The sequence below is a fragment of the Segatella copri genome (assembly GCF_051861805.1).
GTDB classification, from domain to species: Bacteria; Bacteroidota; Bacteroidia; order Bacteroidales; family Bacteroidaceae; genus Prevotella; species Prevotella copri_M.
In genome coordinates, this window is record NZ_CP146520.1 from 1,672,110 (window position 1) to 1,697,303 (window position 25,194).

General features: G+C 45.3%; 20 protein-coding genes. 13 read left to right on the forward strand and 7 right to left on the reverse strand.

Annotation, left to right across the window (positions count from 1 at the left end; translation table 11 throughout):
* Positions 1-322 precede the first annotated feature (322 nt).
* From V8Z93_RS06400 to V8Z93_RS06430, 7 genes are all read left to right on the forward strand, one after another.
* A complete protein-coding gene (locus tag V8Z93_RS06400) occupies positions 323-538 on the forward strand; it encodes a transporter (protein ID WP_203040524.1) in 216 nt (71 codons plus the stop codon).
* Positions 522-2,066 carry a RapZ C-terminal domain-containing protein gene (locus tag V8Z93_RS06405; RefSeq protein ID WP_439432726.1) on the forward strand — a complete coding sequence of 515 codons (1,545 nt, stop codon included), beginning with the start codon at positions 522-524 and terminating at the stop codon, positions 2,064-2,066. Before V8Z93_RS06400 ends, V8Z93_RS06405 begins: the two co-directional genes overlap by 17 nt.
* Before the next feature lie 76 nt (positions 2,067-2,142).
* Positions 2,143-2,880 carry a nucleotidyltransferase family protein gene (locus tag V8Z93_RS06410; RefSeq protein WP_439432727.1) on the forward strand — a complete coding sequence of 246 codons (738 nt, stop codon included), beginning with the start codon at positions 2,143-2,145 and terminating at the stop codon, positions 2,878-2,880.
* Between the two features lie 31 nt (positions 2,881-2,911).
* Entirely contained in the window at positions 2,912-4,522 is a 1,611-nt protein-coding gene (gene guaA / locus V8Z93_RS06415; protein ID WP_439432728.1) for a glutamine-hydrolyzing GMP synthase, read from the forward strand.
* Between the two features lie 552 nt (positions 4,523-5,074).
* Entirely contained in the window at positions 5,075-5,608 is a 534-nt protein-coding gene (locus V8Z93_RS06420; RefSeq protein WP_439432729.1) for an RNA polymerase sigma factor, read from the forward strand.
* Between the two features lie 84 nt (positions 5,609-5,692).
* On the forward strand, positions 5,693-6,055 hold the full coding sequence (locus V8Z93_RS06425) for a hypothetical protein (protein WP_203040864.1): 363 nt from the start codon (positions 5,693-5,695) through the stop codon (positions 6,053-6,055).
* Positions 6,056-6,106: 51 nt separating this feature from the next.
* Positions 6,107-6,604 carry a hypothetical protein gene (locus tag V8Z93_RS06430; RefSeq protein ID WP_203040863.1) on the forward strand — a complete coding sequence of 166 codons (498 nt, stop codon included), beginning with the start codon at positions 6,107-6,109 and terminating at the stop codon, positions 6,602-6,604.
* A gap of 183 nt (positions 6,605-6,787) precedes the next feature.
* On the opposite strand, the gene mscL is transcribed toward V8Z93_RS06430, so the two are convergent.
* Positions 6,788-7,228 carry a large-conductance mechanosensitive channel protein MscL gene (gene mscL, locus V8Z93_RS06435; RefSeq protein WP_439432730.1) on the reverse strand — a complete coding sequence of 147 codons (441 nt, stop codon included), beginning with the start codon at positions 7,226-7,228 and terminating at the stop codon, positions 6,788-6,790.
* 294 nt (positions 7,229-7,522) lie between these two features.
* Here mscL and gap point away from each other — a divergent pair, with 294 nt between their 5' ends.
* From gap to V8Z93_RS06450, 3 genes are all read left to right on the forward strand, one after another.
* Entirely contained in the window at positions 7,523-8,554 is a 1,032-nt protein-coding gene (gene gap, locus V8Z93_RS06440; protein WP_117662844.1) for a type I glyceraldehyde-3-phosphate dehydrogenase, read from the forward strand.
* A 192-nt stretch (positions 8,555-8,746) separates the two neighbouring features.
* Positions 8,747-9,721, forward strand: a complete 975-nt coding sequence (gene miaA / locus V8Z93_RS06445) for a tRNA (adenosine(37)-N6)-dimethylallyltransferase MiaA (protein ID WP_203040861.1) — start codon at positions 8,747-8,749, stop codon at positions 9,719-9,721.
* A 5-nt stretch (positions 9,722-9,726) separates the two neighbouring features.
* A complete protein-coding gene (locus V8Z93_RS06450; RefSeq protein ID WP_203051413.1) occupies positions 9,727-10,659 on the forward strand; it encodes a diacylglycerol/lipid kinase family protein in 933 nt (310 codons plus the stop codon).
* An 88-nt stretch (positions 10,660-10,747) separates the two neighbouring features.
* On the opposite strand, the gene V8Z93_RS06455 is transcribed toward V8Z93_RS06450, so the two are convergent.
* Positions 10,748-11,452, reverse strand: a complete 705-nt coding sequence (locus V8Z93_RS06455; RefSeq protein ID WP_203040859.1) for a Crp/Fnr family transcriptional regulator — start codon at positions 11,450-11,452, stop codon at positions 10,748-10,750.
* A 222-nt stretch (positions 11,453-11,674) separates the two neighbouring features.
* Between V8Z93_RS06455 and V8Z93_RS06460 the strand changes: the two genes are divergently transcribed.
* The 3 genes from V8Z93_RS06460 to V8Z93_RS06470 are packed head-to-tail and all read left to right on the forward strand — an operon-like array spanning position 11,675 to position 16,372.
* Positions 11,675-13,618: a glycogen debranching enzyme N-terminal domain-containing protein gene (locus V8Z93_RS06460; RefSeq protein ID WP_203051416.1), complete on the forward strand. Its 1,944-nt coding sequence runs from the start codon at positions 11,675-11,677 to the stop codon at positions 13,616-13,618.
* A gap of 17 nt (positions 13,619-13,635) precedes the next feature.
* Positions 13,636-14,904 carry a glycosyltransferase family 4 protein gene (locus V8Z93_RS06465; protein ID WP_203051418.1) on the forward strand — a complete coding sequence of 423 codons (1,269 nt, stop codon included), beginning with the start codon at positions 13,636-13,638 and terminating at the stop codon, positions 14,902-14,904.
* A 37-nt stretch (positions 14,905-14,941) separates the two neighbouring features.
* Entirely contained in the window at positions 14,942-16,372 is a 1,431-nt protein-coding gene (locus tag V8Z93_RS06470) for a glycoside hydrolase family 57 protein (protein WP_203051420.1), read from the forward strand.
* Positions 16,373-16,485: 113 nt separating this feature from the next.
* On the opposite strand, the gene V8Z93_RS06475 is transcribed toward V8Z93_RS06470, so the two are convergent.
* From V8Z93_RS06475 to V8Z93_RS06495, 5 genes are all read right to left on the reverse strand, one after another.
* Positions 16,486-18,276 (reverse strand): glycoside hydrolase family 43 protein, encoded by a 1,791-nt coding sequence (locus V8Z93_RS06475; protein ID WP_439432731.1) that lies wholly within the window; start codon positions 18,274-18,276, stop codon positions 16,486-16,488.
* Between the two features lie 51 nt (positions 18,277-18,327).
* Positions 18,328-20,334 carry a glycoside hydrolase family 28 protein gene (locus V8Z93_RS06480; RefSeq protein WP_439432732.1) on the reverse strand — a complete coding sequence of 669 codons (2,007 nt, stop codon included), beginning with the start codon at positions 20,332-20,334 and terminating at the stop codon, positions 18,328-18,330.
* 177 nt (positions 20,335-20,511) lie between these two features.
* Positions 20,512-21,402 (reverse strand): Rpn family recombination-promoting nuclease/putative transposase, encoded by an 891-nt coding sequence (locus V8Z93_RS06485; protein WP_203040853.1) that lies wholly within the window; start codon positions 21,400-21,402, stop codon positions 20,512-20,514.
* A gap of 173 nt (positions 21,403-21,575) precedes the next feature.
* Positions 21,576-23,174: a DUF5123 domain-containing protein gene (locus tag V8Z93_RS06490; protein ID WP_439432733.1), complete on the reverse strand. Its 1,599-nt coding sequence runs from the start codon at positions 23,172-23,174 to the stop codon at positions 21,576-21,578.
* A gap of 64 nt (positions 23,175-23,238) precedes the next feature.
* The gene (locus V8Z93_RS06495) at positions 23,239-25,176 is read right to left on the reverse strand and encodes a RagB/SusD family nutrient uptake outer membrane protein (protein ID WP_439432734.1); all 1,938 of its coding nucleotides are present in this window, start codon (positions 25,174-25,176) and stop codon (positions 23,239-23,241) included.
* Positions 25,177-25,194: the final 18 nt, after the last annotated feature.

Below are 25,194 nucleotides of genomic sequence, written 5' to 3' on the forward strand. Positions count from 1 at the left end.
TGCAAAAAAAAGCAAAATTGTTTGGAGGTATTGGGCTTTTTTTGTACCTTTGCAATCGTAATAGAAATAGTACTGATAAATGCGACCGCAAGGTCGATAAAGATATTTTTTTTGATTTGTTTTAGTAGATTAGTTTTTAAGTAGTTTGTTTTTGAAAATCGGTTGTCGTGAGACATCCGATTTTTTTGTGTTTATAGGCATCCTGCGTTAAAGGGAGTTAAGGATTTGCGAATACATCGTTTTCCTGCTAAAATAAATTCTCTTTCTTTCCACTAAATCAGAATTTTATTGTATCTTTGCACCACAATAGCATTTTTATAGCATGAATAATATTGATTGGAAAAAAGCTTTGGTCTTTCTGATAGTTATAGGAGGACTGATTTATATAACAAAGGCTGAGTTGGGAATGACTAATACAAACTCATTCTTAACTACGCTAGGTGTGCTGTTGATTCTATTTATCGGTGACAACTTTGCACAGAAAATAGATGATGACAGAAAACGTCGTAAATTGAATAAGGATGGAAAAGCTGATTAATCTTTATAAGCAATGGGCTGGTGAGGAACCTATCGAAGTCATCAGATTGGCTGGGCAGGGAAGCAACCGCCAGTATTTCCGCATCATCAAGCAGGATGGTGATACCGTGATAGGTGTCATCGGAACGAGCCGTGATGAGGATCATGCGTTCATTTATCTGGCTAATCATTTCAATCTTCGTCAGTTGCCGGTGCCTAAGGTTTTGGCGGTGAGTGAGGATCAGCTCTGCTATATCCAGACCGATCTGGGCGGTACATCCCTCTTTGATGCCATCAAAGGTGGACGGGAAGCTGGTGGCAGATATAACCAGAAGGAGAAGGAACTCCTGAAGAAAACCATTCGTGAGTTGCCTGACATCCAATTGCGTGGCGCTCGTGGCCTGGAGTGGGAAAACTGTTATCCGCAGCCGGAGTTCGATGTGGATAGTGTACTCTTCGATCTCAACTACTTCAAGTATTGTTTTCTGAAGCCTACCGATCTGGATTTCCACGAACTGAAACTGGAGGCAAACTTCCGTCTGTTTGCGAAGGACCTGACATCCGAAAAGATGGACTGCTTCCTCTATCGCGACTTCCAGGCACGCAATGTGATGCTCGATGCTGATGGCAATCCGTTCTTCATCGATTTCCAGGGAGGCAGAAAGGGACCGTTCTACTATGACCTGGCTTCTTTCCTCTGGCAGGCTTCGGCAAAGTATCCGTTCAAGTTGCGCCGTGAGCTGGTTTGGGAGTACTATCAGTCTTTGAAAAACTATACAGAGGTGCCATCTATCCGCCATTTCGTGAATCGGTTGAGTCTGTTTGTGCTCTTCCGTACCCTGCAAGTGTTGGGTGCCTACGGATTCCGTGGCTATTTTGAGCGCAAGAAGCATTTCCTGGAAAGTATTCCGGCTGCCATTCAGAACCTGCGCGATTTGCTGAAGATGGGCGAGAAGGTGTTCCCATATCCTTATATGATGGATATGCTGCGCCGACTCACCGAGTTGCCGCAGTTCAAGCGTATTGAGAGCGTGGCTGTTACCCGTGCTGATGGTTACAAGATTACGGATAACAACATCTACCGGGCTCATCCGCAGGATGGTCCTGCCACTTATTCCAAGTATGACGGCAAGGGCCCTCTGGTGGTGCGAGTGTTCAGTTTCTCTTTCAAGAAGGGAATTCCGGAGGATCCATCAGGAAATGGAGGTGGTTATGTGTTTGATTGCAGAAGCACCCACAATCCTGGAAGGTATGAGCCTTATAAGAAGTTGACCGGTTTGGATGAACCTGTCATCCGATTCCTGGAGGATGATGGCGAGATACTACAGTTCCTGGAACATGTCTATGCGTTGGCTGATCATCATGTAAACCGATATATCCAGCGCGGATTCACCTCGCTGATGTTCTGTTTCGGTTGCACCGGCGGTCAGCATCGCAGTGTCTATTCAGCCCAGCATCTGGCAGAGCACATTCACGAAAAGTTTGGCGTGGAAGTGCGAATTTGCCACCGTGAGCAAGAGATTGAGCAGGTTTTGCCTGCAAAACAATAATATTTAGCGTGCAAATTTGGCTATCTCGCAAAAAGTTAGTAAATTTGCACGCACATTTTAAAATAGCTATTTAGCAATGATGCAAGCAATGATATTCGCAGCAGGTTTGGGCACTCGCCTTAAGCCACTTACCGACCGCATTCCGAAGGCTTTGGTAAGTGTCGGAGGAGAACCTTTGCTCAAACGTGTCATCTTTCAGTTGAAGGATGCAGGTTTCACTCGCATTGTAGTGAACGTGCATCATTTCTCCCAGCAAATCATCGACTATCTTCGAGAGAACGATAACTTCGGCATGGACATCCGCATCAGCGACGAAAGCGACAAGCTTCTCGAAACGGGTGGAGGAATCAGGAAGGCATGGCCGCTCTTTGAATCTTCGGAGCCTATCCTCATCCACAATGTTGATATATTAAGTAATGTGGACCTGAAGAAGTTCTACCAGATGGAGAGCCAGGATATGATAGCTGCCCGACTGATGGTTAGTGAGCGCAAGACCAAGCGTTATCTCCTCTTCGATGACAGTATGCGACTGGTGGGATGGACGAATATTGAGACGGGCGAGGTGAAGAGTCCTTATCCGAATCTCAATCCCAAAGATTATAAGATGTATGCTTTCTCGGGCATTCACATGGTAGCCCCATCGCTCTTCCCGCTGATGGAGGAGGAACCGGATAAGTTCCCCATCATGGACTTCTATCTGAAGCATTGCGACAAGGTGCGCATAGAGGGATACGTAAAGAACGACCTCAAGCTGATGGATGTGGGAAAGCAGGAGACGCTGAAAGAGGCGGAAGCATTCCTGAAAGAATTATAAATTGTAAATTATAAATTATAAATTAGACAATATGCAACAGAAGATTATTATTTTGGATTTCGGTTCACAGACCACACAGCTGATTGGCCGTCGTGTTCGTGAGCTTGATACCTTCTGCGAGATTATGCCTTACAACAAGTTTCCAAAGGATGACCCATCTGTAATTGGTGTTATCTTGAGCGGTAGCCCATACTCCGTTCATGATCCGGAAGCTTTCAAGGTTGATTTGAGCCAGTTCATCGGTCGTATTCCTGTGCTCGGCATCTGCTATGGTGCTCAGTACCTCTCTTATGCCCAGGGCGGAAAGGTAGAGGCTGCTGACAGCCGTGAGTATGGTCGTGCCAACTTGGAACACTTCGATGTAGAGAATCCTTTGTTCAAGGGCTTTGTTGAAAACTCGCAGGTATGGATGAGCCATGGTGATACCATCACTGCCATCCCTGAGGATTATAAGTGCATCGCTTCTACTGCCAATGTGAACTATGCTGCTTATGCTTCTACCAAGCAGCCTGTATGGGCAGTTCAGTTCCACCCAGAGGTGTTCCACTCTTTGCAGGGTACACAGTTGCTGAAGAACTTCGTAGTAGATATCTGCGGTAGCAAGCAGGATTGGAGCGCTGACTCTTTCGTTGAGACTACTGTGGCTGAGTTGAAGGCACAGTTGGGTGATGACAAGGTCATCCTTGGTCTTTCTGGTGGTGTTGATTCCAGCGTAGCAGCTGTTCTCCTGAACAAGGCTATCGGTAAGAATCTTACCTGTATCTTCGTTGATCATGGTATGCTCCGCAAGAATGAGTTCCGTGATGTGATGGAGGATTACAAGTGTTTGGGTCTGAATGTTATCGGTGTTGATGCATCAGAGAAATTCTTTGCAGACTTGGCTGGTGTTACAGATCCAGAGAAGAAGCGTAAGATTATCGGCCGTGACTTCGTTGAGGTTTTCAATGCTGAGGCTAAGAAGCAGACAGGTGCCAAGTGGTTGGCTCAGGGTACTATCTATCCAGACCGTATCGAGAGCTTGAATATCACTGGTAAGGTAATCAAGAGCCATCATAACGTAGGTGGTCTTCCTAAGGAGATGAACCTTCAGTTGTGTGAGCCATTGAAGTGGTTGTTCAAGGACGAGGTTCGTCGAGTAGGTCGCTCTATGGGTATGCCTGAGCACTTGATTACCCGTCATCCATTCCCTGGTCCTGGTTTGGCTGTCCGTATCTTGGGTGATATTACTCCAGAGAAGGTACGTATCCTTCAGGATGCTGATGATATCTATATCCGTGGCTTGCGTGAGTACAAGGTGAAGTTGAGTGGTGAGGAAGCTCGCCGCGTCCTGGCTGCCGGTGTTCCTGCTGACATGCAGAATGGTGAGATTGAGGTGTCTCTCTACGATCAGATCTGGCAGGCTGGTACCGTATTGCTTTCTACAGTCCGTTCAGTAGGTGTGATGGGTGATGAGCGTACATACGAGCATCCAGTTGCATTGCGTGCCGTAACAAGTACTGATGCGATGACAGCCGACTGGGCACATCTCCCATACGACTTCATGGCTAAGGTAAGTAACGAGATTATCAATAAGGTGAAGGGTGTTAACCGCGTTTGCTATGACATCTCTTCAAAACCACCTTCGACAATTGAGTGGGAATAAATTCCACGTTTAAGAGTGGAAATGATATATAAAAAGACCACCGTTTGAGTTTGATGTTCAACTCAGATGTTGGTCTTTTTTTTATTGATGAGTGCTGAGTACTTTTTGGAATGATGTACTCAGTACTTTTTGTTTCTAATAAATGTAAAAAATATGTGTGTTTTTTCAAAAGTAGGGAAGGTATTGTGGCTCTTTTTCTTTTATACCTTAAATTATATATAGTATTTTCCCCCTTAAAGCAAAATATATTTTCCCTTAAGGAAAAAAATAAAAACCCTTAAGGGAAAATATATTTTGCTTTAAGGATGGGCAGGAATGGCACGGATAGAATGCTTCTCAAGTCTTGATAGTGGTATTCATTTCCTCTCATTCCTGTCTTCTTTTTTTATTTTGCAATGAAAAAACAGTAGTTTTGAGTCGGAGAAGTTGGCACCACCGATGATGGCACTCAAGTGTAAAGTTAGACTTTATTGTTGAAGAAAAATAAAAGAAAAGATTCCTATCCATTTAACCTTTTGGCATTTATGTAGTCTAACTAATAAAATGAGAACAATGAATAGTACTGATCAGGAAATCATAGAGAAGATGCAAACGAATCCCAACGTGGGGATGAAATTGCTGATGGATACATATCAGGAAAGGCTTTACTGGCATATCCGGCGTCTGGTGGTGTCGCATGATGACGCACAGGATTTGCTGCAGGAAACGTTTCTGAAAGTGTATCGCTCGTTCTCAAGTTTCAAAGGCAACAGTTCGTTGTTCTCCTGGCTCTATCGGGTGGCAACCAATGTTACGCTAAGTAGTCTTCGGGTACAGAAGCTGGAATCTTGTCCTTTGGATGGAGTTCGAGGTGTGGAGTCTGACCGCTATTTCGAGTTTGGTGATGAGGAGACCGTGGCTTTGCAGAAAGCCATCCATTCTCTGCCACCCAAGCAGCAGGCGGTTTTCAATATGCGTTATTACGATGAGATGAGCTTCAGGGAAATCGCAGATGCCAATGAAACAACGGAAAGTTCTGCCAAGGCCAACTATCATTTTGCCAAAGCCAAGATTATAGAGCAGATGAAGCGATTCGTGACGCAATAGAATGAGAGTCGGGATATGAAAGATTTCTCATTCTGTGAAAATACAATTTGAACATTAAAAAGAACATTTAAAAAGAAGACAGATATGGATAGAGAATACAACTTGGATAGAGTAGGCAAGAAGATGCCTTTTACCATGCCGGAAGATTTCTTCGGCAAGGTGCAGGCGAATGTACTAGCCCAAGTGGCGTTGGAGGAGCAGAAAAAGAAGAAGCATCCTCGCAAGGCGATGATGAGGCGAATCTGGCTGGCTGCTGCAAGTGTTGCGGCTTCCGTTTCCATGCTACTCTTAATAGGTAATGCTGTTGGGGACAATGATTCTTCTCAGGAGGTGAAGCCAGTGGCAAGTATGGCTCCTGTGGATAAGGCGTACGACCAGTTGAGTGCGGAAGAACAGCAGGAAGTGTATGCCACCTATGCCAACGATGTGCTCCTCGGCATGGAGTAACATCGTACAGAAAGGCTTGAAGAAAAAGATTGATGCTAAAATTATAAAGGTATGATAAAGAAGTTGAAGTATATGATGGTAGCATGCTTCCTCATGGTGGCTACTGCCTGTATGGCGCTGGTGCAGCAGAACCCCGCCGATGGCGAACAGCCTAGAGACGGAAAGCGACCACGCCCTAACATGGAACAATTCGTGAAGTCGCAGGCTACCCGCATTGCCCAATCGTTGAACCTGGATGGTGAGAAGAGTAAGAGGTTTATCCAGACTTTCTACAATTGCCGCAAGGAGATGGCGGCAACGATGAAAGGTCATCCGCATAAAAAAAGATCAGAGATGACCGATGCGGAAGTGGATAAGGCTATCAAGGCAGATTTCAAGCACGGCAGAAAGATGCTCGATATCCGCGAGAAGTATTATTATGCTTATTCGAAATTCCTCACACCAAAGCAGATTCAGCGGGTATACGACCTGGAACGCCAGGATATGCAGCATTTTGCCAAGCGATGGCATCAGAAAAAAGATGGAAACGGAGGACGGCAGGGCAGATAAGGTATGAACGCCGTGGATAAAATGCAAAATATAGTAAGTCGCCCTGAAAAGGTAAAGGCATCTCGTGTCAATTTGATGCTTTAGCCTTTTCAGGGCGACTTGTTTCTTTTGTTATGCCTGTTCCATCCCTTACGCCAGTATATCTTCTTACGCCAGTATGTCTTCTTATGCCAGCATGTTTTCTTATGCCTTCTTGTCTTTTAGCAAGTCGCGGATTTCCATCAGGAGTTTCTCCTCATTGCTAGGTTCCGGAGCCTTAGGCGTCTCGGCAGGCTTGGTCTCCTCTGCCTTCTTCTTTGCGGTAAGCTTGTTCACCACTTTTATCAGCATGAAAACGCAGAATGCCACGATGAGGAAGTCGAGGGTGGTTTGGATGAAGTTACCATAATTAATGGTAGCAGCTTCTAGCTTCTCGCCACCTATTACTTCTACCGTTGGAAGTGTGAATTTCAAATCAGAGAAGTTCACTCCACCGATGAGCCAACCAATAGGCGGCATGATGATGTCATCTACTACAGAACTTACAATTTTGCCGAATGCGCCACCAATGATGACACCGACAGCCATGTCGAGCACGTTTCCTCGCATGGCGAACTGCTTGAAATCATTTAAAAATTTGCCCATAATCTCAATCGTTTTTTTTATTAATACTTCTTTTTTGCAATATGGAGTTAGCACTATGTCATAATAAGTGTAAAAAATGAGGTGATATTATAGTATTACCATTCTTTTTTAACTTATTTAATACTCGTTCCGGTTGCAAAGTTAGAAAAAATTTTGTAACTTTGCGCTCGAAAAGAAGAAAAAAGCTTGATAGGGATGAAAAAAGGTGTTATCAGCTCCTTCGGATTCGCTTGATGGCGTTCTTTGAAACAAAATAGTAATATTTTTAAACCATTAATTTAAATATTAAGAACAATGATTAAGATTGGTATTAACGGATTTGGCCGTATCGGTCGTTTCGTATTCCGTTCTACAGTTGAGGCTGAGAACGCAAAGGAAGTACAGGTAGTAGCTATCAATGACTTGTGCCCAGTTGATTACATGGCTTACATGTTGAAGTATGATACAATGCACGGTCAGTTCGACGGTACTATCGAGGCTGACGTTGAGAAGAACGAGTTGATCGTAAACGGTAACCACATCCGTGTTACTGCTGAGCGTGATCCTGAGAACTTGAAGTGGGATGAGGTTGGTGCTGAGTACGTAGTTGAGTCTACAGGTCTCTTCCTCGCTTACGACAAGGCTGAGAAGCACTTGAAGGCTGGTGCTAAGTACGTAGTACTTTCTGCTCCTTCTAAGGCTGACGCTAACGGTAACCAGGCTGATATGTTCGTTTGCGGTGTAAACACTGACAAGTACAATGGCCAGAAGATCGTTTCTAACGCTTCTTGTACAACTAACTGCTTGGCTCCTATCGCTAAGGTATTGAACGATAACTTCGGTATCGAGACAGGTTTGATGACAACTGTTCACTCTACAACTGCTACACAGAAGACTGTTGACGGTCCATCTATGAAGGACTGGCGTGGTGGCCGTGCAGCTGCTGGCAACATCATCCCTTCTTCTACAGGTGCTGCTAAGGCTGTAGGTAAGGTTATCCCTGAGTTGAACGGTAAGTTGACAGGTATCTCTATGCGTGTTCCTACTTTGGACGTATCTGTTGTTGACTTGACAGTTAACTTGAAGAAGGCTGCTTCTAAGGAGGCTATCTGCGCTGCTATGAAGGCTGCTTCTGAGGGTGAGTTGAAGGGTGTACTCGGTTACACAGAGGATGCTGTTGTTTCTTCTGACTTCTTGGGTTGCGCTTTGACATCTATCTTCGACGCTAACGCAGGTGTTTACTTGACAGACAACTTCGTTAAGGTTGTTTCTTGGTATGACAACGAGATTGGTTACTCACACAAGGTTGTTGAGTTGATCAAGATCATGAAGAAGCACAACGGTTAATTCGTTGCCTCTTAACGATTAAGAAGATATTGCCGCCTAGCATTTTTAATGCTGGGCGGCTTTTTGTTTTTATGCCTATGCAGGTTTGTGCTTGTGTGCTAAAACGCGCAAATGACTGCTCATAACGTTATAAAGTGAGAAATTCCTCTCGTTTTATTTTGTTTTCTCAATAATTTCCCTTATCTTTGCGGCATGAAACATTCTATGATAACCATATTGGGTCCTACTGCGAGCGGAAAGACGAGTCTTGCCGCTGCACTTGCTGCCAGGATTAACAGCTTGGATGCTGCGTCGTGGGGTGGCAACACGCAGGGTGCGGAGATTATCAGTGCTGATAGTCGCCAGGTGTATCGTGGTATGGACATTGGTACAGGAAAGGACTTGGAAGATTATACCATTGATGGAAAGCAGATACCTTATCATCTGATAGATATCTGTGAACCGGGTACGAAATACAATCTCTTTGAATATCAGCAAGACTTCTATGATGCTTATCTTGATATTCAGAAGAGAGGAGTGCTGCCGATTCTTTGTGGAGGTACCGGACTTTATATAGAATCGGTGCTCAAGGGATACCGTCTTTCTCCTGTTCCTCAGAATCAGGAACTTAGAGATAGATTGGCAGGTAAATCCTTGGAGGAACTCACCGTGATATTGCAAGAGTTGAAGGCCAAAACGGGATCGAATATGCACAATCGCACAGACGTGGATACTGCTCAGCGTGCTATCCGTGCCATCGAGATAGAGACGCATAATCTGGAACATCCGATGCCGGAGCGTGAACTCCCCGCTGTAGATTCACTCATCATTGGTGTGAGTATCGACCGTGATGCGCGCCGTGAGAAGATTACCCGCAGATTGAAGCAGCGCCTCCAGGAAGGAATGGTAGATGAAATAGTCACACTGTTAGATAAAGGTATTCCTGCGGAAAATCTTCTCTATTATGGGCTGGAATATAAGTTTGTTACGGAATACGTGATAGGCAAGACTACATACGAGGAAATGTTCCGGAGTCTTGAGATAGCCATCCATCAGTTTGCCAAGCGCCAGATGACTTGGTTTAGAGGCATGGAGCGAAGGGGCTTCACTATCCATTGGATAGATGCTTTGCAGCCGATGGAACAGAAAGTGGATCAAGTGATGGAATTAGTTAAAAATTCAAAGTAAAAAGCATGGCAGCTAATGAGAATAAATGGGGACTTCTTTACTGTCCCCGAGGCGGTTGGCGCAGCAACAAGCGCTGGGAAAAGATAGAAAAGGTGCTCAGGCAGCAAGGCGTGGATTACGACTTTGTGCAGAGCGAGAACCAGAAAAGCGTGGAGCGTCTGGTGAAGATGTTTGTTAACAATGGCTATAAGACGATAGTGATTGTTGGCGGAGATTCTGCGCTCAATGATGCCGTGAATTGCCTGATGCAGATGAACGAGGAAGAGCGTGATCAGGTGGCTTTGGGAGTGATACCTAACGGCTTGATGAACGACTTCGCTCATTTCTGGGGATTCGACGACAGTAATATCGAGCAGACTGTGGGTTGGCTCAAGAAGCGCCGCATCAGAAAGATAGACTTGGGTTGCATCCGATATACCAACAAGAAGGGGGATAAGTGTATCCGCTATTTCCTGAACTGTATCAATGTGGGCTTCATTGCCAATATCATGAACTTGCGACGCAAGACTCATCATGCTTTCGGCTCCAGAACCTTGTCGTTCATCCTTTCGTTCATCCTGATGATTTTCCAGCGTCTGGATTACAAGATGAACATCCATATCAATACGGATGTGATTAAGCGCAGGGTGATGACCATGTGTATCGGTAATGCATCGGGCTATGGGCAGACGCCAAATGCCGTGCCGTATAATGGACTGCTTGATGTATCTGTGGTTTATCATCCGCAGATGACGCAGCTCTTTGAAGGCATCTATCTCTTTGTGAAGGGAAAGTTCCTCAATCATAAGAGCGTGCATCCTTATCGTACCCGCGAAGTGGAGGTGCAGGCTGATCCGCATGCCTTGATAGGCATTGATGGAAGATTGATGAATACGCCAGTGGGACCTTATAAGGTGACTGCTATCCAGGAAGTCATTAACTTTCTGATACCGGTATAAGATTAAGGGTATAATATGATAATGTGCCATCAGTCATGCTAATAATGACTTATGGCACATTGCTGTTTTGTATTTATCTCCTATCTCTTTATCCCATATCTGCAATCTTCTTCAACTCTTCTTCGTTGAGAATCTTGATTTTTCTGACGTTCGTCTCGATGAGGCCCTCGCTGACGAATGCCGAAAGGGTTCGGATGCAGTTGCTTGTTGTCATGTTCGCAATGTTTGCCAGGTCTTCTCGGCTCAGGCTGCAATCCAGGGTGCTGTCGTCTTTTGCCAACCCGTAGGAGTCGAGCAGAAAGAGAAGGGCTTCGGCAAGGCGGGCACGGATGTGCTTTTGGGTGAGGTTCACTGTGCGATCATCCGACTTTCCTATTTCTATGCTCAGGTATTTGATGAAGTAATGACCAATGTTGAAGCTTTTCTGCAACAACTTCATCAATACAGCGATGGGGAAGGAAGCCACCACGCAATTGTCTAATGACATAGCTGCGGTCTTGTAGATTTCGTCAGCGAAGTAAGCTCTGAATCCGAAAAACTCGAGTGGTTTGATGACACGGATAATCTGGTTTTTGCCAGATATGCCATCCTTGAAGATCTTCACCTTTCCCGTGAGCAGGCACATGGCTTCTGTGGGCTGCTGCTCGTTTTGATAGATGAGTTCCCCCTTCTTGAACTTTTTGAGTTCGATATGCTCAAGCAGTAAGTCGAACTGTTCGTCCTCGATACCGCCCCATAGTTTGGCTATTGCTTTAGCCGCTTTTTCCTTGTTGCTTTCTTTCTTCTTGGCCATTATCCTAGTATGTTTACTTGTTCAATTTTGGATTTCCGGATGCAAAATTACACAAAAAAAATTAAATACGTTCCTAAAAAGGGGTAAAAATATGTTTTATAACATACAAAACTCATTTTTTTCCAAAAAGTATTGACTTTTCTTTTGTCATAACGCAAAAAAGTTGTATCTTTGAATGCAATTAATATGGTCAACAAAAATTCAAAACCTTAATATAGATCTATGAGTTATCTAAAATTCGAAAAGGCCCTGATGACTAATTTACAAGAGTCATTGCCAAAAGAGTTGTTACGTACAAACCGCTCGGGTGCTTATTCGTGCTCAACGATTGTAGACTGTAATACACGAAAGTATCACGGACTGCTTGTCGTTCCAGTTCCAGAACTGGACGATGACAATCATGTGCTCTTAAGTTCGCTCGACGTTACAGTGATTCAGCATGGCGCTGAGTTCAATCTCGGATTGCACAAGTATCAAGGCAACAACTACAGTCCGATGGGTCATAAGTACATTCGTGAGTTTGATTGCGATAAGGTGCCTACAACACTTTACCGCGTGGGTGGTGTAGTCCTCAAGAAAGAGGTAGTTTTCCAGCATTATGAGAACAGAATCCTGATTCGCTATACGCTGGTTGATGGTCATTCTGCCACTACACTTCGTTTCCGTCCATTCTTGGCCTTCCGTAGCGTTCGCCAGTTTACACATGAGAATGCCACAGCATCTCGTGACTATTCTGGAGTAGACAACGGAATCAAGACTTGCATGTATGCTGGCTATCCAGATCTCTATATGCAGTTCTCTAAGAAGAACGAGTTTAAATTCTGCCCAGATTGGTATCGTGGTGTGGAATATCCTAAGGAGCAGGAGAGAGGTTATGCTTCTAACGAAGACCTCTATGTGCCAGGATATTTCGAGATGGGTATCAAGAAGGGTGAGACTATCGTCTTTGCTGCCTCTACTTCTGAAATCAAGACCAGTAGCTTGAAGAAGCTCTTTGATGAAGAAGTGGATGAGCGTTCGCCACGTGATAATTTCTTCCATTGCCTGGTGAATGCGGCGCATCAGTTCCATCGTCGTGAAAAGAACGACGACCGATACATCTTGGCGGGCTATCCTTGGTTCAAGTGTCGTGCCCGTGATACATTCATCTCTCTGCCGGGTCTTACCCTCTCTATCGAGGAGAACGACTACTTTGAGTTGGTGATGAAGACTGCCATGCGTGGTTACTATGAGTTTATGGAGGGCAAGCCTCTTACTGCTCATATCTCGGAAATCGAGATGCCTGACGTTCCTCTTTGGGCTATCTGGGCTCTGCAGCAGTATGCTAAGGAGACCTCTAAGGAGGAGTGTTACAAGAAGTATGGCCAGTTTATCAAGGACGTGATTCATTTCATCCAGGACAACAAGCATCCTAACCTGGAGCTGATGGAGAACGGTCTGCTTTATACCAATGGTAAAGACAAGGCTGTGACTTGGATGAACTCCACTGCCAATGGCCGCCCTGTGGTACCTCGTACAGGTTATATCGTAGAGTTTAATGCTCTGTGGTATAATGCCTTGTGCTTCTGTGCTTCTCTGGCAGGAGCCGTTGGCGAAGAGGCTGCACAGCAGGAATTGCTGGCTAGCGCAGAGGTTACCAAGAAGTCGTTCGTTGATACATTCCTCAATGAGTATGGCTATCTCTACGATTACGTGGATGGCAATATGATGGATTGGAGTGTTAGACCAAACATGATCTTCCCTGTAGCATTTGATTATTCTCCTTTGTCGCAAGACCAGAAGAAGAAGGTACTTGATATCTGTACACGTGAACTCCTGACTCCTAAGGGATTGCGTTCACTCTCTCCTAAGAGCGGTGGCTACAATCCTATTTATGTAGGTCCTCAGACTCAGCGCGACTATGCTTACCATCAGGGTACGGCATGGCCATGGCTCGGCGGTTTCTACATGGAGGCAAGTTTGAAGCTGTACAAGCGTACTCGCTTGAGCTTCGTAGAGCGTCAGATGGTGGGTTATGAGGATGAGATGTCTTATCACTGCCTCGGTACCATCAGCGAGCTCTTCGATGGCAATCCACCATTCTCTGGTCGTGGTGCCATATCTTTTGCTATGAACGTAGCAGAGATACTCCGTGCACTCGAATTACTAGAAAAGTATCAATATTAATATAAGGAGGACGCTATATGAAAGTTTTAATGTTTGGCTGGGAGTATCCTCCTCATGTATTTGGTGGCTTGGCTACTGCCAACTTTGGTATCACTCAGGGCTTGCATGCCCAGGGTGATGTTGATATTACACTGTGCCTGCCTCATCCTTTCGGTGATGAGGACCGCAGTGCATGTAAATTTGTGGCTATGAACAGTGTGCCTATCGCCTGGCGCGACGTCAATCGTGACTATGTGCAGCAGCGTGTGGGCAACATCATGAATCCTGATGACTATTTCCGCTATCGTGACCACATCTATGCCGACTTTAACTATATGAATGTGAATGACCTCGGCTGTATGGACTTTGCCGGTGGTTATCCATCTAATCTCCACGACGAGATCAACAACTACAGCATCATTGCTGGCGTTGTAGCCCGTAGCGAAGAATTTGATATTATACATGCCCACGACTGGCTGACATTCCCTGCCGGCATCCATGCCAAGAGAGTGAGCGGCAAGCCTCTGTGCATCCACGTGCATGCTACTGATTTCGACCGCAGCCGTGGTAAGGTGAACCCAACCGTGTATTCTATAGAGAAGGATGGTATGGACAATGCCGACTGCATCATGTGTGTATCTGAGTTGACCCGCCAGACCGTGATTAACCAGTATCACCAGGATCCACGCAAGTGCTTCGCCATGCACAATGCAGTGTATCCATTGAAGCAGGAGTGGCAGGATATCCCACGTCCAGACCATAAGGGTAAGGAGAAGGTGGTAACCTTCCTGGGACGTCTCACCATGCAGAAGGGTCCTGAGTATTTCGTTGAGGCTGCTAATATGGTATTGCATCGTACCCGCAACGTGCGTTTCTGCATGGCAGGTTCGGGCGATATGATGGACCAGATGATTTATCTCGCAGCCGAAAGAGGCATTGCCGACCGTTTCCACTTCCCGGGCTTCATGCGTGGTAAGCAGGTATATGAGTGCCTGAAGGATAGCGATGTATATGTGATGCCATCCGTGAGTGAGCCTTTCGGTATCTCTCCTCTGGAGGCGATGCAGTGTGGCACACCTACCATTATCTCTAAGCAGAGCGGTTGTGGAGAAATCCTTACCAACTGTATCAAGGTGGATTACTGGGATATCCATGCCTTGGCTGATGCCATCTACAGCATCTGCCACAACGAGAGCCTGTTTGACTATCTCTCGGAGGAAGGCAGAAAAGAGGTAGACCAGATTACCTGGGAGAAAGTGGGAGCTCGCATCAAGAATCTCTATCTCAAGACTTTGGGATGGAAGTAGTGGGCAATTAATAATTAAAAATTAATAATTAATAATTATGAAAACAATTTGTTTATATTTCGAGATACATCAGATTACCCATCTGAAACGCTACCGCTTCTTCGATATCGGTACAGATCATTATTACTATGATGATTATGAGAATGATCGTAGTATCAATGAGATTGCGGAGCGTTCCTATATGCCTGCCTTGAATGCCATTCAGGAAATGATAGAGAAGAACGGCCAGTACTTCAAGGTTGCCTTCTCTCTTTCTGGTGTGGGTATGGAGCAGTTGGAACTCCATGCGCCTCAGGTATTGGAGAAGTTGCAGGAATTGAATAAGACTGGTTGCGTGGAGTTCCTCGCAGAACCTTATTCTCATGGTCTTGCTTCCTTGGTCAACGAGATGAGCTTCAAGTCAGAGGTAGAGCGCCAGTGCACCAAAATTGAGGAATATTTCGGCAAGAAGCCTACTGTGCTCCGTAACTCTTCTCTCATCTATAGCGATGAGATTGGTGCCGAGGTAGCTGATATGGGCTTCATCGGTATGCTTACCGAGGGTGCCAAGCACGTGTTGGGTTGGAAGTCACCTCACTATGTTTATCATTGTGCGATGAATCCAAAACTCAAGCTCTTGCTCCGTGATATCCGTTTGAGCGACGATATCTCTCTCCGCTTCTCTAACAGCGATTGGGAGGGCTATCCACTCTTCGCTGATAACTATATGAACGAAATTGCCGCCACACCACAGGAGGAGCAGGTTATCAATATCTTCATGGAGTTGTCTGCTTTGGGCATCGCTCAGCCTCTGTCAAGCAATATCCTCGAGTTTATGAAGGCTTTGCCTCAGTGTGCTAAGGATCGTGGCATCACATTCTCTACTCCTACAGAGATTTGCCAGAAAATGAAGTCTGTTGGCGAGATCAACGTACCTGATACATTGAGTTGGGTAGATGAGGAACGCGATGTAAGCTCTTGGCTCGGTAACCCAATGCAGCGTGAGGCTTTCAACAAGCTCTATAGCGTAGCCGACCGTGTTCGCATTGCCAATGACCCACGAATCAATCAGGACTGGGATTATCTGCAGGCAAGCAATAACTTCCGCTTCATGACCACCAAGCCAAGCAACGTCGGTTTGGATCGTGGCATCTATTCTAGCCCATTCGATGCATTCACCAACTATATGAATATCCTTGGTGACTTCATCTCCCGGGTAAACAACCTTTATCCTACTGAGGTGGATAATGAGCAGTTGGAGGGACTTCTGACTACCATTACCAACCAGGATCAGGAAATCGAGATGCAGGATAAGGAGATTACCCGTCTCCAGGCTAAGATTGAGAAGATTGAGGCAGAGGTAGCTAAGCTCCGTGGAGAGAAGGCGACTAAGGCTTCAGCTAAGAAGCCTGCAGCAAAGCCTGCTGCCAAGAAGGCTCCAGCCAAGAAGACAGCAAAGGCTGAGCCTACAGAAGAAAAGAAGGATTAGATTTTAGATTACTCATAACTATTAATCCCCCTCGCTGCATTGATTTGCGGTGAGGGGGATTTTTTATTTCCCAAAAATATGTACATTGATCATAACGAATCCGGAAGGAAGCGTTATTTTTCAAAGTGAATCCAGTCGATATCGAAGAAGGCTGCATCGTTCTTCTTGGCTGTGCGGGTGTTGAAGAAACCGAGTTTCGCTCCAATCCACTTGCCTTCACGCACAGTAAACGGATTGCCTATCTTGATGAACTTCTTGCCATCCAGGCTGTAGCTCCATTCTGCGATGGCCTGTATCTGGTTGGCAATGCCCTTGCTGTGTACCTTTACACGGAGCCATACGTCCTGTGTGGTGATGCGGGATGACGGGATGTCATCTACAGCATATTTCACAGTGTAAGGCTGTGGTTGCTTGCTAGTCTTGATGGCTACTTGCTTCACTACTTTCTCTGCCTTTCCATTTTCTGCCTTCTCACAAGTTACATATTGCAAAACAACGCCTTCGTCCTTGGTATCAACAAATTTGAGTGCAGCATAGTCCATGCCCTGCATAATCATTCCTGCGCTTTCGCCCAGTACCTTATCTTTCTCCTTGTAAGCCTCTGTGCGGTTAGGAATGAACTTCACCTTGGCTGTGGCAGTGAAGTTCTCTGTAGGGAGCTTCTGGAGCAACAGGTTTGGCAAATCATACAGGTTCTTCACATCTTCTGCCTGCTGCACGCCATAGAGGCGCAGCTTGGAGTTCTTGGCATCGCAGAAGTACCAGTACTGACTGTAAGGACCATTCCACTGCCATTGCAGACCGAGATCTATGCTGTTGAAATCATCCGATTCCTTAGGCTGGAAGTTTCCGCTTGATGGCAAGTTTGGCTTCTTCCATTGCTGAACAGGGTCGCCGCAGCCGTCGCCATCCTTGTCGTCACCGATAACGAGCCAGTCGTTCACCCATTTGGCTGGTTGCAGATGAACCACACGTCCGTAGGCATGCTTATCCTGGAAGTGGAGGAACCAGTCCTCGCCGTTCTGAGTATCTACCCAAGCACCCTGGTGAGGGCCGTTCACCTTCTTGTTCTTTCCCTGTGCCATGCCCACATACTCCTCGTAAGGACCGTATGGATTCTTGGAACGCAGTTCCACCTGCCATCCATACTTCACGCCGCCCGCAGGACTCATGATGTAATAGTAGCCGTTGCGCTTGTAGAACTTGGTACCCTCGATGGTAGGTTGGTCTTCATGTCCATCATATACAATGCGTGAAGGACCAATCACCTTGGTGCCGTCTGGTGACATAGGAGCCACGAAGAGTACCGATTTGATGCCGGCTCTAGAACCGGCACAACCATGCGAAAGATAAGCCTTTCCGTCTTCATCCCACAGTGGGCAGCAGTCGATAAGACCTTTTCCCTTCATCACCCAGGTGATAGGTTCCCATGGACCACGAGGATCTTGTGTCTTGGTCATGAAGAGACCCTGGTCTGGATCTCCGCAATAGATGTAGAACCATCCGTCGTGATAGCGGATAGAGGGTGCCCACACATAGTTGCCATGCTGAACTTTCTTGCGCCAGTCTAAGTCTGTGCCCTGATACTCTGGCAATACAGGATAGTCATCGAGTAGGGCAGCACCGATAATCTCCCAGTTTACCAAGTCGGTGCTGTGCAGAATCTGCAAGCCTGGGAAACACTGGAAGGAAGAGGAAGTCATGTAGTAGTCATTGCCCACACGACAAACATCCGGGTCAGAGTAGTCGGCGTCAATCACCGGGTTGCGATACATTCCGTTCTTCACGTTCGGATTCCATGTATGTGAAGCAGCCTTCTGTGCGTTGACTCCCATCGCTGTGAGTGGAGAGCTCAGAGCGATGGTTGCGAGAACGCACAGGAGTGAATGAGATTTTATTTTCATTGTTACCGATAATTTTTAAGTAAACTATTCCGTTACCTATTTTTAAGTAACTTATTTAGTTACGTATTTCTTGTTGTTGAAAACGTAGATACCTTTGTTGAGGCTCTTCAAATCATCAGCCTTAGCATTGCTCTTTACCACTCTGCCGCTTAAGTCGTAAACGTTGTTGTTGGCTGGCTGGGTGATGGCTGTTATATTCTTGATGCCTGTAGATGTTTCTGTATAGAGCGTGAACTGCAAGATGCACTGCTTTACCTTTGGAGTGAAAGTAAGCGTGTGTTCTACTGGTGAATTAAACTCTACTGTATAGTTCTTCACGCTCTTGTCCTTTGGGAAGGCATAGGCTGTTGCATCATAGCTTGTACCATTAATCTCGCCGATATAGGCATCTGCATCAGAATAGTTGTTGCGACCCTCAATATCCATCTTGGTTATCTTTACTCCATCAGGAATGATGATGGTGTATTGGTTGGCGCTAAACTTGATATAAGTAGTACCTGAACCGACATCGTATGACTTTCCCTTCTCGTTGCTGATAGCGAAGCCATTGCTGAATGAACCGGCTTTCTTATCAGTCAAAGTCTTTGAGTTCAAAGTGAAAGGACCCTTTGTGTCTGTTACGGTAGAACCTGTAGATGTAGCACCACACTGGTCATCCCATGTAGAATCAAACTTCTTGAGCCAGATAGAACCGCTGCTTACGGTAATCTTAGAGTTGTTCTTGAATACGAGATTATCTACAAAGCGGATATCGATGCCTTTCTTGGCTGAAATCTGCACGTTGTCGAGTGTCACGTTCTTGATGTGGCTCTCAGGGCGACCTACCAGGAAGATGGCATTGCCATCGCAAACATCTGTAGTCTTCACGTTCTGAAGCAGAATGTCGGTGTAGGTTGGGGTAGTGCTATCCAAAGCTCTTGCATTTGCCTTATCTACGGCAGGATCGCTGTTGTAGTTCTTGTCGTAGAAGCAGTCGATAGAGAATGGATTCTTCACGTTGGTCATGGTGAAGTTAGTGAACTTCCAGTCTTCCTCACCACCGCCACGCAGAGTTACCTTGTTGGTTGTTTTATCTACATCTTGACCAGTCTTCATGCGAATGCCCGCTGTAGTACCGTTCATGGTGATTTGATCAAACCATACATGCTTGATGTTTTCGGTGAAGCTGCCGATAGAAGCTCCGTGACCCGTTCCGAAATAGCAGTTCCATACATGGATATACTGTGCATCGTTGTCGCAAACTACGTTGTCATCTCCGTTGCTGATGTTACAGTTGTAGATATTAACGTATGGACCCCAGATAGAGATACCATCTGTATTATGAGATGCCTTTCCCTTGCCAGCTTCAGATGAAGGTTCACTGATGGTTACATCATGGATGGTAGCATGGCTAGCCTTACCGCTGTTGCTGATGGTGATGTTTACACCCGGAGTATTCTGAATCTTGAAGTTGCGGAGCAGGAAGCGCTTGCCCTGTTCGAAGCGAATCATCGCACCTGGGTTAAAGGTTTCGCCATTCTCTCTAGCGAGCCACCAACGTGCACCCTGACCGTCGATGACTGAAGTTTCACCCTCACCCTCGATAACAACGTCGGTAACGTTCTTGCCCTTGTTCTTTCCGCCGATGAAGACAGTCTTGGTATTAGGTGCCTTGCCATATTCCACGAGTTTCAGGGTGGCACCTGCGCAGAGGTGGAGGATGGTCTTCGCCTTGATGCTGAGCACCTCGGTCTTGCTGGTCATCTGGTCTGTGCTTCCAAACATCCAGGTACCTGCAGGTATTACGACCATACCGCCAGTAGAAGGAACCGCATCAAGAGCTTTCTGGATAGCCTTGGTGTTATCTGCAGCAGATGTAGAGGCACCATAATCCTTGATGTTAAACGTATTTGCCGAAGTGATAGCAGGCAACTGAGGTAAGTTGACTGCAGTCCAACCCGCAGGGGTGTTCTGTGCGTTCTGCTCAGCAGTGATGCCGGCAAAAGTTTGTGCCTTGGCAAAGAAAGGCACAGCCATGAGTGCAGCGAGCACGATGGTTTTAATCATTTTTCTATTCATATTTTTTAGGTTTAATTTCTTTTTGGCAAAGTTACTACTTTTCTTTCGATTACTGATGCAATCAGTATAGAAAAAACACGAAAACGATTACGCAATTTATCAGCCTTATCTTTATGAACTATAATAGGAAACAAAAAAGTGCAATGCTCCAAGTAAATAAGCATTGCACTAGATTTCTTATGATTTCAATTTCTTGATTTCTTCAATAGATAGGCCTGTAGAATTAGCTATGATATCCAAAGGGGTGTTATAGGTCAGAAGCTTCTTGGCAATTTCCAGGCTTTTCTTTTTTTCTCCTTCTTTCATGCCTTTCTCCATGCCTTTCTCCATACCTTTCTCCATACCCTCTTTTATGCCTTTGTTAACGGCATGCTCAAGTGCTGCATAATTGTCCCACATGACCATCATGCTGTTATCATATTTCTCCTGTTCTTCTTTTGTCAGGGTCTTGGAGTCAGCGATTTCTGCCAATCTCTTGAATATCTTGTGCTGAGCCTCAAAAGGCATTAGTTCTAAAGTCTCCATATGCTTTAAATTATAAATCCAACAATCAAAAAACGTAGTACATTCTGCTTCTTTCTTTTTAAAAAGAGGCATCACTAAGTAGATAAAACGGATTTTGTTTGAATAAACCTCTCCGCTTTCCTTATCTGCAAGCACAACATCTGTTCTGAACTTCTTTGGCGTATTTTCATCTACATTAAAGTTCATGAAGCAGATTACATAAACAGGCGTGAGATGATAATCCCATCGTCCTTTTACGCCTTGATCTACTATCGTTTTTGATGCATAGTAAAGAGAACGGTCTATGAAGTAGGGCTGACTCTTGTTTTGCATCTCAACAATAATGTGCTCACCTGTGTCAGTTTCGCAAAAGACGTCGTAGATGATTCCTCGCTGGTCTTTTGTTTCTGGCAACATCTCTTTGTCCTTAAACTTCACATCCTTGATGTGCTGTTCTCCCAGGAGAAGCTGGTTTAAGAATTCTATCAGCAAGTCCTTGCTGTATTCCTGGCCGAAGATTCGTTTGAACGACCAGTCTGTGAATGGGTTGATGTATCTTGCCATATCTTTGCGATGTTATGTTCACGTTGCAAAGATACGCTTTTTCTTCGTAACTTCCAAGAAAATAATTGTAAAAATGAGATAGAGAATAAGAGAAAATAAAAAAAAGTGCAATGCCCGACTTTTGATGAGGACATTGCACCTTTAATCATATTATTTATCAGATGTAAGTACTATTACTGTACAATCCAGCGTGGGTCGCCGAAGTTACCATACTTACTCTGGTATTTGTCTTGGATAGTGAAATCACCTGTTGAAGGTGATACCCAAAGTTCTGTAGATGAAATATCTGCAGGATCTCCAATATGCAACTTTGACTTCCAAGTGTATTCATTGGTATAATATACATCAACGAATGGAGCGTTCTTGTAACTTGTTGCAGTTGCATCTGCCAACGCTGCACTCTGACCGATGAGGGTGTTGCTAAAGTTAGGAACAATATTGTTGTTCTTGTTGGTATCGATGAGATACTTACTGCCCACAACTGCGTCATACAATGTACAGTGATCTACATTTACCTTTGTCATGCTGTTGGCTACAGCAATCATAGAACCTGCTGAGAGATTAGTGATGGTAGAGTTGGTGAGGTTTACTGTTTCCAACTGTGCCTCTGGAGCATCTTTACCTGCTGCCAACACACCATAAGAACCGATCTTATTGATTAAGCAGTTGTTGAAGTTGATGCTACCGATGGCAGGTTTAATTTTCTTCTGCAGACGGATAATACCACGGGTATTCTTGATATTACACTTATCGAACTGAATAGAACCGATGTTATCGTCCGTGTTCAAGTTGAGGATGTAGTCTGCGCTGTTGTCCTTATTCTCCAAGTTGAGGTTGTAGAAACGGATGAGATCTTTTTCGCCCTCAATCTTGATTTCCTTCACCTTCCATGTAGAAACGGCACCAGATGCTCCCCAGAAGTAGATGCTCTTGATGTTGGCTGGGATAGTGAGTCCCTTCTGTTCGCCAGTATCAGAACTTGTCATCTGGTAAGTTGCATTCTTAGGCATAACAATGACAACCTTGTCTGATGTTGCTTCCTTCAAGATGGTACCCAGGTCCTCGCCCTCGGCAAGAGTCATGACATCAAAGCCTTCAGGGTAAGCTTCGGTAGTCTTGAATGAATAAGTACCTCTCAGATTCTCCTTGTTCCACAACTTCACCTTGTATGAAGAGTTAGCCTTCAAGCCAGTAATGGTCAGCTTACCTGCTGCAACGTCCTCGGCAGTGAAGTCAACCTTGGTAGAATCTTCTGAACTCTTGTAATAGTAAACAGCATCGATGGTCTTACCTGCAATGAAGCTTACGGTAGCTGTGCTTGATGTAACATCAACACCTGTGATAATCTGTTCAGCCTTGGTCTTAAACTTAAACTTATCCAAGTATTTCCAGTTAGAAGACTTTCCGTCTAAGCTGCGACCCTTGATACGGATGTAGTACTCTGTGTTTCCATCCAGATTGTAGATGCTGTCAGGAGTATCTACAATTGTTGAGTCAACAACGCTATGATCAGTGCCGCCCATAGGAATATCGTTGCTCAGAGAGTCTGTGCTGTACTCAATGATGTAATAGTCGGTGTTTGGCATCTTCTTGAAGCTCACCTCAGCGCGGTCGTCCAGAGGAGTAACCGAAAGTTCGATAGAGTGGAACAAGCGGTCGTAGCTAGCGTCAACACTCCAGTCATTGTCATCGGTACAAGATGTCAATGAAGCAAATCCCAGGAGCATGAGTGCTCCGGAGATTGCGCTTTTATTAATTTTAGATAAATTCATTATTATTCAAATTTTATCTTTTATTAGAATGGTTGATGAATTGCTGTTTTATAGCAATCGCTTATTAATACCCATAAGAATTACTCAACTTGCCCTGTGAATCGGCGATACTTGATGTAGCGATAGGGAGTAGGTAGCGATTCTTTACAGTTGTATTGAGATATGAACTGATGAATGGCAGTTTGCCTTTAAGGTTCTTCTGGTCCTTATCGGTTACCTCTGCACCCCACCAGGTTACACTCTCGTAGCCGGCTGTATTCTCAGGAACTTCATACCAGCATACAGAATTCATATCAATCTTTTCATCTGTAGCAGTCTTGATGGTCTTGTAATAGAGCTTAGCAGGATACTCATTGATCTGAGCCTCATAGTCAGCCTTAAACTGGTCTATCTTCTTGCTCAGGAGGTTCCAGCGCTCCAACTCATATTTACGTACACACTCACCTGCAAACTCCCAGGCATTCTCGTCAACAATGGCATTGAAGAATGCATCCTTGTCAGAAGAAATTCCAGCTACGTATGCCTTGGCATCAGCCTTGTTGGCATCAGCGAAAGCACGCTCGTGTACCATGCCGAGAGCGTCACGGGCACTTAATCCGTTTACGCCACCTGTAGTAGCGTCAGGATTGCCGTTAAGCTCATTCATTACTTCAGCATACATCAGAAGAATCTGAGAGTAGCGCAGGGTAATGAAGTTGATACCTGTACATACCTTTTCTGTACTTCCCAAGGCAGCCTGACGCCATTCCTCACTCATCTTACGGATATCCCACTTACCGCAGTAGATACCGAATGGTGCGTTCTTGTCGAATGACTCTTTCATCACACCATCTGTCTCCTTCAGGGTGTAAGGAACACAGGTTATGTCACGACGCTGATCTTTGTGGTCGTATGACCAGAAGAGAGGAGCTGTCATCTTAACCTTACCAGATGAGTTACCCTTCTTACCATAGCGTGAAGAAGAACCATTAATGCGAACACCGATGGTATAGCCTAACTCACCACTTCTGTTAACGCCCAGTGCTACTTCGAAGAGATTCTCGTAGTACTTGTCATCAAGCTTGTTCTGGTTGATGAGATACCACTCGTTCTCATAGCTTGGGTTCAACTGGTGAATGCCCTTACTGATGATTTCATTGAGATGAGTCTGTGCCAACTTATAATACTTGGTACGCTCAGCTGCACCTGGACGCTGTGTAGGATAGGTAGGGTCGCTGTTCTCTGTAGCAGTCTCATATCCGTCTTTCTGACTTTCGCGGATAGCCCATCCAGCACGCTGCAAGGCAATCTGTGCGAGCAAGCCATGAGCATAGCCCTTGGTGATGCGCTCTGTGGTATATGAGTTCTCGCCTACCCAGCAAAGGTCTGGGATAGCTCGCTCCAACTCTACGATCATGCTGTCCATGATTTCATCACGGTCGGTCTTGCCTACGTAGATGTTGCTCAAGTCTGTCTTAGTTCCTTCCAACTTCATTGGCACGTCACCGAAGTTTCTTACCAGGTTGAAGTAGAGGAGTGCTCTTACTGTGATAGCCTCAGCACGGTAGCGATGCATCAGTTTGATGTTGCTCTTGGTTTCATTGCCACTCTGTGTGTCGAAGTTGTTTACGAGCTCGATTACATTGTTGCTGTATTCGATACCCTCGTAAAGCTTGTCCCAGCTGGTCTGAATCTTAGACCAGCTACCAGCTACCATGTTGAAGTTGCAGGCACCACGCTCACTGTTGGTCTGTGAAGTGGTAGATGCGTCCTGACCATCTATCAGCTCAATATCTGAGTTGGTACCGAGGGTGATACCCATCAACTGTCCGTAGATACCCTCTTCTGTCAGTTCACCGTATGCCTTGTTCAATACAAGACTAGTATAGTAAGGTGAAGTTGCTACCGCATCAGGAGTGTGCTCCGAAGGTGACTGCTGATCGAGGAAGTCACTACATGATGTTGTTGTACCGAGCAACAATCCGCTTATCAATAATGCTTTAAAAATATTCTTATTCTTCATTGTTATATCCTCCCTTGA

What these genes read in the sequence shown, in the direction of transcription:
- V8Z93_RS06495 (WP_439432734.1), bottom strand. Translation starts at nt 25,176, where the DNA reads ATGAAGAATAAGAATATTTTTAAAGCATTATTGATAAGCGGATTGTTG.
- V8Z93_RS06410 (WP_439432727.1), top strand. Translation starts at nt 2,143, where the DNA reads ATGATGCAAGCAATGATATTCGCAGCAGGTTTGGGCACTCGCCTTAAG.
- V8Z93_RS06430 (WP_203040863.1), top strand. Translation starts at nt 6,107, where the DNA reads ATGATAAAGAAGTTGAAGTATATGATGGTAGCATGCTTCCTCATGGTG.
- V8Z93_RS06405 (WP_439432726.1), top strand. Translation starts at nt 522, where the DNA reads ATGGAAAAGCTGATTAATCTTTATAAGCAATGGGCTGGTGAGGAACCT.
- V8Z93_RS06425 (WP_203040864.1), top strand. Translation starts at nt 5,693, where the DNA reads ATGGATAGAGAATACAACTTGGATAGAGTAGGCAAGAAGATGCCTTTT.
- V8Z93_RS06420 (WP_439432729.1), top strand. Translation starts at nt 5,075, where the DNA reads ATGAATAGTACTGATCAGGAAATCATAGAGAAGATGCAAACGAATCCC.
- miaA (WP_203040861.1), top strand. Translation starts at nt 8,747, where the DNA reads ATGAAACATTCTATGATAACCATATTGGGTCCTACTGCGAGCGGAAAG.
- V8Z93_RS06485 (WP_203040853.1), bottom strand. Translation starts at nt 21,402, where the DNA reads ATGGCAAGATACATCAACCCATTCACAGACTGGTCGTTCAAACGAATC.
- gap (WP_117662844.1), top strand. Translation starts at nt 7,523, where the DNA reads ATGATTAAGATTGGTATTAACGGATTTGGCCGTATCGGTCGTTTCGTA.
- guaA (WP_439432728.1), top strand. Translation starts at nt 2,912, where the DNA reads ATGCAACAGAAGATTATTATTTTGGATTTCGGTTCACAGACCACACAG.
- V8Z93_RS06400 (WP_203040524.1), top strand. Translation starts at nt 323, where the DNA reads ATGAATAATATTGATTGGAAAAAAGCTTTGGTCTTTCTGATAGTTATA.
- V8Z93_RS06475 (WP_439432731.1), bottom strand. Translation starts at nt 18,276, where the DNA reads ATGAAAATAAAATCTCATTCACTCCTGTGCGTTCTCGCAACCATCGCT.
- V8Z93_RS06490 (WP_439432733.1), bottom strand. Translation starts at nt 23,174, where the DNA reads ATGAATTTATCTAAAATTAATAAAAGCGCAATCTCCGGAGCACTCATG.
- V8Z93_RS06470 (WP_203051420.1), top strand. Translation starts at nt 14,942, where the DNA reads ATGAAAACAATTTGTTTATATTTCGAGATACATCAGATTACCCATCTG.
- V8Z93_RS06465 (WP_203051418.1), top strand. Translation starts at nt 13,636, where the DNA reads ATGAAAGTTTTAATGTTTGGCTGGGAGTATCCTCCTCATGTATTTGGT.
- V8Z93_RS06450 (WP_203051413.1), top strand. Translation starts at nt 9,727, where the DNA reads ATGGCAGCTAATGAGAATAAATGGGGACTTCTTTACTGTCCCCGAGGC.
- mscL (WP_439432730.1), bottom strand. Translation starts at nt 7,228, where the DNA reads ATGGGCAAATTTTTAAATGATTTCAAGCAGTTCGCCATGCGAGGAAAC.
- V8Z93_RS06455 (WP_203040859.1), bottom strand. Translation starts at nt 11,452, where the DNA reads ATGGCCAAGAAGAAAGAAAGCAACAAGGAAAAAGCGGCTAAAGCAATA.
- V8Z93_RS06480 (WP_439432732.1), bottom strand. Translation starts at nt 20,334, where the DNA reads ATGAATAGAAAAATGATTAAAACCATCGTGCTCGCTGCACTCATGGCT.
- V8Z93_RS06460 (WP_203051416.1), top strand. Translation starts at nt 11,675, where the DNA reads ATGAGTTATCTAAAATTCGAAAAGGCCCTGATGACTAATTTACAAGAG.